This is a genomic window from Rhizobacter sp. (assembly GCA_021153565.1).
Taxonomy (GTDB): Bacteria; Pseudomonadota; Gammaproteobacteria; order Burkholderiales; family Burkholderiaceae_C; genus Albitalea.
The window spans coordinates 1-6,043 of sequence record JAJKJU010000053.1; the positions used below are offsets into that span (position 1 = coordinate 1).

The 6,043-nt window shown below is 63.8% G+C and carries 4 protein-coding genes and 2 pseudogenes; 5 read left to right on the forward strand and 1 reads right to left on the reverse strand.

Annotated elements, in window-relative coordinates:
* The 4 genes and pseudogenes from AC30NL_RS03650 to AC30NL_RS03665 form a co-directional block, all read left to right on the forward strand.
* Nucleotides 1–414: pseudogene (locus AC30NL_RS03650) on the forward strand (hypothetical protein); the annotation flags it as partial.
* A 72-nt stretch (nt 415–486) separates the two neighbouring features.
* Complete coding sequence (locus tag AC30NL_RS03655) at nt 487–1,725, forward strand: site-specific integrase (protein ID WP_489462653.1); 1,239 nt, start codon at nt 487–489, stop codon at nt 1,723–1,725.
* Complete coding sequence (locus tag AC30NL_RS03660) at nt 1,722–2,666, forward strand: tyrosine-type recombinase/integrase (protein ID WP_489462654.1); 945 nt, start codon at nt 1,722–1,724, stop codon at nt 2,664–2,666. Before AC30NL_RS03655 ends, AC30NL_RS03660 begins: the two co-directional genes overlap by 4 nt.
* A complete protein-coding gene (locus tag AC30NL_RS03665) occupies nt 2,663–3,661 on the forward strand; it encodes a site-specific integrase (RefSeq protein WP_489462655.1) in 999 nt (332 codons plus the stop codon). Before AC30NL_RS03660 ends, AC30NL_RS03665 begins: the two co-directional genes overlap by 4 nt.
* Nucleotides 3,662–4,356: 695 nt before the next feature.
* On the opposite strand, the gene lysA is transcribed toward AC30NL_RS03665, so the two are convergent.
* On the reverse strand, nt 4,357–5,598 hold the full coding sequence (lysA, locus tag AC30NL_RS03670) for a diaminopimelate decarboxylase (protein WP_489462656.1): 1,242 nt from the start codon (nt 5,596–5,598) through the stop codon (nt 4,357–4,359).
* Nucleotides 5,599–5,679: 81 nt separating this feature from the next.
* On the opposite strand from lysA, the pseudogene AC30NL_RS03675 reads away from it, so the two are divergent.
* A pseudogene (locus tag AC30NL_RS03675) lies at nt 5,680–5,940 on the forward strand (LysR family transcriptional regulator); the annotation flags it as partial.
* Nucleotides 5,941–6,043 lie beyond the last annotated feature (103 nt).

The following is a 6,043-nucleotide window of genomic DNA, read 5'->3' on the forward strand; positions in this document are numbered from 1 at the left end:
ACGCCGCTGCAGGGCTGGCTGCTGCGCGTGGTGGGCAAGGGCCAGAAGGTCAGGGAGGTGCCGGTGCCGATCGAGGTGGTCACGACGCTGGCGGCCTACCTCGAAGCCCGGGGGCTCGACCCGGACCCGCAGTACATCGGCAACCGCACGGCGCATCTGCTGGGCAAGGCCACCGACGTGGCGCAGCGCGCGCCGGCGCTGATGGTCGCCCGTGTGATCGATGCCTTCGAGGGCGTGGCAGGAACGACGCTGTACCGCCAGCTCAAGGGGTTCTTCGGCGAGTGCGCGCAGGTGCTGCGCCAGCGGGGCGACGTCAAGGGGGCGGAGCGCTTCGAGCAGGCGAGCACGCACTGGATGCGCCACTATCTTCCCTTCCTGACTATGTCTTGCGTGCAACCGGTAGCCGCATTCTGAGCGGACCTTCGCGCGAGGAGCTCGACATAGTCTTGGACCCCACGCACTGCCCAATCGGGCAAGGGGTCCGCCATGAAGTTCGTCATCAACAGCCAAGTGGTACTTTCTCGAGCCCCAGAAGGGCCGATTGCGCCGTACCTGGGCATGTTTGCAGATTCGTTGGATGCCATGGGGTATTCGTTGCAGTGGCTTCATCGTCAAGTCATGCTCGGATCCTGTTTCAGTCAATGGCTCAAGCAGAAGGGGGTGGTGCTGCAAGACATCACCTCCGACCATGTGAGACGGTACTTGCGATATCGGGCTCGACGCGCGCAACCCCGAGGGGATGATCATGCGGCGCTCGCGCACCTGGTGTATTTCCTGCACCGGGAGGGCGTGGTTCCAGAGGAGAGGCGCGCGGTGCCTGATCCGTTCTCGGTTGATCACTGCATCCACGCCTACGAGGTCTACCTGCGCGAGGCGCGTGCCCTCGCCACGGTGACGATCGTCTGCTACGTTGGGTTCGTTCGTGAGTTCCTCAAGCATCGCTTCGGCACGGGGTCGGTCAATCTGTCTTGCTTGAGCGCCGCCGATATCGTGCGCTTTGTTGGACACTTGGCGCCACGTCTGCACAGGAAGCGGGCCAAGCTCATGACCACCTCGCTGCGTTCGTTCCTGAACTACGCGCGGTATTGCGGCGAGGTCGATGTGGATCTGGCGGCTGCTGTGCCCGTCGTCCCCAACTGGTCGATGACATCGATCCCGCGCGCGATCGCTCCAGAGCAGGTGCGCCAACTGCTGGCGAGCATCGATCGGCGCACCGCGACCGGGCGTCGTGACTATGCCATCGTGCTGCTGCTTGCCCGATTGGGACTACGTTCCGGTGAAGTGGCGTCCTTGCAGCTTGACGACATCGACTGGAAGGTGGGGCAGTTGAGCGTGCACGGCAAGAGCGGCCATCGCAACGAGCTGCCCTTACCTGACGATGTCGGTAGGGCGATCGCCGCCTATCTGAAGAGCGGTCGACCATTCAGCACCAGCCGATGCGTCTTTCTGCGTGCGCGAGCGCCGGCGTGCGCCTTTCAGGGAGGCTGCGCCATTGGCTCGATCGTGCGGCATCGGCTGCAGCGCAGCGACGTCGATGCTCCTACGTTCGGTGCGCATCAATTTCGTCATGGACTGGCCACCGAGATGTTGCGCCGCGGCGCTTCGCTCGGCGAGATCGGTGACGTCCTGGGGCATCGCCATCCACAGACGACGATGATCTACACGAAGATCGATATCCAGGCACTGCGCAAGCTGGCGCCACCGTGGCCGAGGGGTGCGCAATGAACACCCTGCATCAGGCCATCCAAGACTATCTGACGATGCGGCGCGACCTGGGTTTCAAGCTCAGGGAGGCCGGCAAGGGTTTGCTCGACTTCGCCGCCTTCATGCACCAGCGCCGTGCGGCCTTCATCACATCGGAGTTGGCTCTCGTCTGGGCTCAACTGCCCAGAGATGCAACGCCGGCCCATTGGGCGCAACGACTGAGCTTCGTTCGCGGATTCGCCCGCTACCGCAGCGCGACAGATCAGCGCACGCAGATTCCGCCGCCGGGCTTGCTGCCGTTTCAGCCCCGGCGCGCACGTCCATATCTGTATTCCGAAGAAGAGATCAGCTGCCTGTTGCGCGCAGCGCTCGCCATGTCCTGCCGTTGCAAGTGCGACGCACTCAGACCGCGCTTGTTCCACTGCCTGTTCGGACTGTTGAGCGTTACGGGCCTGCGACTCGGCGAGGCGCTCAACCTCCGTCTTCCAGACGTCGACCTGAACTCCGCGGTGCTGACTATTCGCGGCGCCAAGTGTGGCAAGGACCGCCTCGTGCCCTTGCACGCGTCGACCTGTCAGGTGCTCGGGCGATATCTTGCCGAGCGCGACCACCGTTGGGCCGAACGTCCGGTGTCATCCTACGTGTTCGTCTCGAACCGAGGCAATCACCTGGATGCCGCGGAGGTGCATCGGGCTTTCTATGCACTGTCGCGGCAGATCGGCCTGCGTGGCGCGTCCGACAGCCACGGGCCACGCCTACACGACCTGCGTCATCGATTCGCGACGAATACGCTCGTGCGCTGGTACCAACTCAACCAGGATCCCGAGCGCCTGTTGCCGGTGCTGTCGGCCTATCTCGGGCATGTCCACGTCGCCGATACGCAGTGGTATCTGAACGCATCGCCCGAGCTGATGCGTGAGGCCATGCGTCGCCTCGAACGCTGCTGGGAGGACCGGCCATGACCAATCCCGCCAGCTTTGCCCCGCTGCTGGAGCGCTTCTTCACGCAGCGCTTGATGCAGCAGCGCCAGGCCAGTCCACATACCGTCAGCTCCTATCGCGACACCTTCCGCCAGTTCTTGAAGTTCGTCCAGAAGCGGCTGCACAAACCGCCGTCACGCCTGAGCTTCGAGGAGGTCGATGCGCCCTTGATCGTGGCGTTTCTTGATGACCTGGAGAAGCGGCGCGGCATCAGCGTTCGCAGCCGCAATCTGCGACTCACCGCGATCCATTCCTTCTTTCGCTTTGCAGCATTCGAAGCGCCGGAACACTCCGCGCAAATCCAGCGCGTGTTGGCAATTCCCAGCAAGCGCTACACGCGTACGCTGGTCCCATTCCTGACGCGCGCGGAAGTCGACGCCTTGCTGCTTGCTCCGGACCGGCAAACATGGTCCGGACGGCGCGATCACGCCTTCTTGCTGGTCGCGGTGCAGACCGGCTTGCGGCTGTCCGAGATGACCGGACTCAAGCGCGAGGATCTTGTCCTCGGAACAGGGTCGCATCTACGCGTGATCGGCAAGGGCCGCAAAGAGCGCTGTACGCCACTGGCCAGGCCCACGCAAGCCGTCTTGACCGCCTGGTTGCGCGAGCGACCGCGCGGCGACGGGCAGGTCTTGTTTCCCAGCGTCAAGGGCGAACGTCTGAGCGTCCACGGTGTGCAGTACATGCTGAACAAGCATCGAACCACGGCCTCGAAGGCCTGCCCGTCACTGCAACAAAAGCGCGTCACCGTCCACCGCTTGAGACACACGATGGCCATGGATCTTTTACAGTCGGGTGTCGACCGTTCGGTGATCGCCTTGTGGCTCGGGCATGAGAGCGTCGAGACCACGCAGATCTATCTCGATGCATCCCTGGCCATGAAAGAACAGGCGCTGGCCAAGACAACACCCGTTCACGGGCGACAGAGTCGATTTCGGCCCGGCGATCAGCTTATGGACTTCCTCAACAGCCTGTAGGTTGCCAGACTATGTCGGGTAAGCGCGTTGCAGCCGCGCGGGGCGAGCGCCAAGATCGCGTCACACTGGCCCGCGCGCGCGATTCACGAGACATAGTCTGAAAGGGAAGATAGTGCCGCATCCAATTGGCGCTTGCTCGGCGCAGCTTCTTGGGGTCAAGCTGCAACCTCAGAAAATTCCGGCGACCGTCATTTTGTCCCGCTGAGGCCCTGCGGCATCGCCGCCGAGCGACCCATGACCAGACGGCGCGGCCGACACGTTCGCTATAGATTCAGCGCCCGGATGATGGTGTCGAGATCGATGGCATGCCCGCCGTTGCGGAACGCGTAGCGCCCATTCAGGGGGTGTACGCCCGAACCGCCGGAAATTCCGACGCCATCAAATGGTGCGCAGCGCAGCAGTGCTTCACTAACTACTGTCGACGACATCAGACCTGACGATCGGTTGTACGGCGCCAAGCTGACCGCCCCGGTGGCGGCGCTCGGCGACAGTGCCCGGCCATCTGCCGTCGCTTATGGTTGGCCGCTATCCGACAGTCCTGCATCGCGAAAGCGATCTTGTCGGCGCCGATAATTGAGCGGATCGCAACACACCTAGGATTGCAGCCCTATGAGCCTCCGCGAACACCAACGCACGCGCAGGCGCTGCAGCATTCCCGCGCCCTCGTTTGACGCGCTCCAGAGAGTGTTGTGGGATCAATCAGCGACGCGAAACTCCAGCGCCATCAACTCCGCCACCGTCTGCCGCCGCCGGATCAGCCGCGCCCGACCAGCATCCACCAGCACCTCAGGAATCAGCGGCCGGCTGTTGTAGTTGCTGGACATCGAGGCGCCGTATGCGCCCGAGTCCTCGAAAACCAGCAGGTCGCCCACGCGCGCAGCGGGCAACTCGCGCGTCAGCACCACGCCGCCGTCGCCCTGGGTGAATACATCGCCAGACTCGCACAGCGGCCCGCCCACCACGGTGGCCACCAGCTCGCGCGGCGTGTCATCGCATTGCAGCAGTTGGATGCCGTGGTGCGCGCCGTAAATCGCCGGGCGCATCAGGTCGTTGAAGCCAGCGTCCACCAGAACGAAGTGCTGGCGACCCTGACGCTTGACGGCCCGCACTTCGCTCAACAGCACGCCCGACTCGGCCACCAAGTAGCGGCCCGGCTCGATCTCCAGGGTGATGGGGTGGCCGCGCGCTGCCTCAATGCGTTTGCGTGCTGCGTCCCACAGACCAAAGTAGTGCGCCACATCGACGCGAGCCTCTCGCGCCAGGTAAGGGATGGACAGGCCGCCGCCGGTGGAGATGGCCTCAATGGGCAGACTCACCCGCGCAGCCAGATCGACCATCGCGCCGCACACCTGCGCGAGGTGGCCATAGTCCACGCCCGAGCCGATGTGCATATGAAGCCCTACCAAGTGCAGGCCGCAGGCTTGGATCACGTCCAGAGCCACTTCCAAATCGGCATGCCAGATACCGTGCTTGCTGTGCTCGCCGCCGGTGTTTGTCTTGTTGCTGTGGCCGTGACCGAATCCCGGGTTAATGCGCAGCCAGACGCGGTGGCCCGGCGCGGCGTTGCCAAGCTGCCGCAACATGTCGATGGAGCCTGCGTTCACTGGAATGCCGTTTGCCACTACCCTGGCCAGCGTGGCATGGTCCAGCAGATCGGCTGTGAGCACCAGGCCAGGCGCGTGCAAATCAGTACTGTCGTAGCCGGCGGCATGCGCGCGCTCGATCTCGCCGAGTGAGACCGCGTCCACCCGCACGCCCTGCTCGCGCATGAGGCGCAGCACATGCACGTTGGAATTGGCCTTCTGCGCATAGCGGATCACATCGAAGGATTTGAGCGACGCGACGCGCTCGCGGATGGTGGCGGCGTCGTACACCCACAGTGGCGTGCCGTGGTCCGCGGCGATGGTGCGTAGTTGCGCGGTATTGAACGGGTTCATGACCAGCATGGTGCCGCGCCTTGGCCATTTAGGCTATGACGGAGAATTGCAGAGCCCATGCAAAACGGATATGAATACGACATGAAACCATCCGCATCTACGCTCTCGGCCCCACTCCCGAACCCACGCCCGCTCACGCACCGCCAGATCGAAGTGTTTCGCACTGTGATGGCCACTGGCCATGTCACTCGCGCGGCCGATCGGTTGGGCAGTTCGCAGCCCACCATCAGCCGCGACTTGGCGCGGCTGGAGCAGGTGCTGGGCATGGCGCTGTTCGAGCGCGTGCGCGGCCGACTGCGACCGACGGCACGCGCACAGGCGCTGCTCGCCGAGGTGGAACGCAGGGCGTGGTTCAAAAACAGCTGTTTTCGGGTTACACGGCCGAGCGGAAACGACCCGTTCAGGCAGGCGGGATGATCGTCCGGAATTTGAACAAGTCGGCGGC

Bases quoted from the DNA above. Each gene is read 5' to 3' on its own strand.
- AC30NL_RS03655 (WP_489462653.1), top strand. From the start codon at position 487: ATGAAGTTCGTCATCAACAGCCAAGTGGTACTTTCTCGAGCCCCAGAA.
- lysA (WP_489462656.1), bottom strand. From the start codon at position 5,598: ATGAACCCGTTCAATACCGCGCAACTACGCACCATCGCCGCGGACCAC.
- AC30NL_RS03660 (WP_489462654.1), top strand. From the start codon at position 1,722: ATGAACACCCTGCATCAGGCCATCCAAGACTATCTGACGATGCGGCGC.
- AC30NL_RS03665 (WP_489462655.1), top strand. From the start codon at position 2,663: ATGACCAATCCCGCCAGCTTTGCCCCGCTGCTGGAGCGCTTCTTCACG.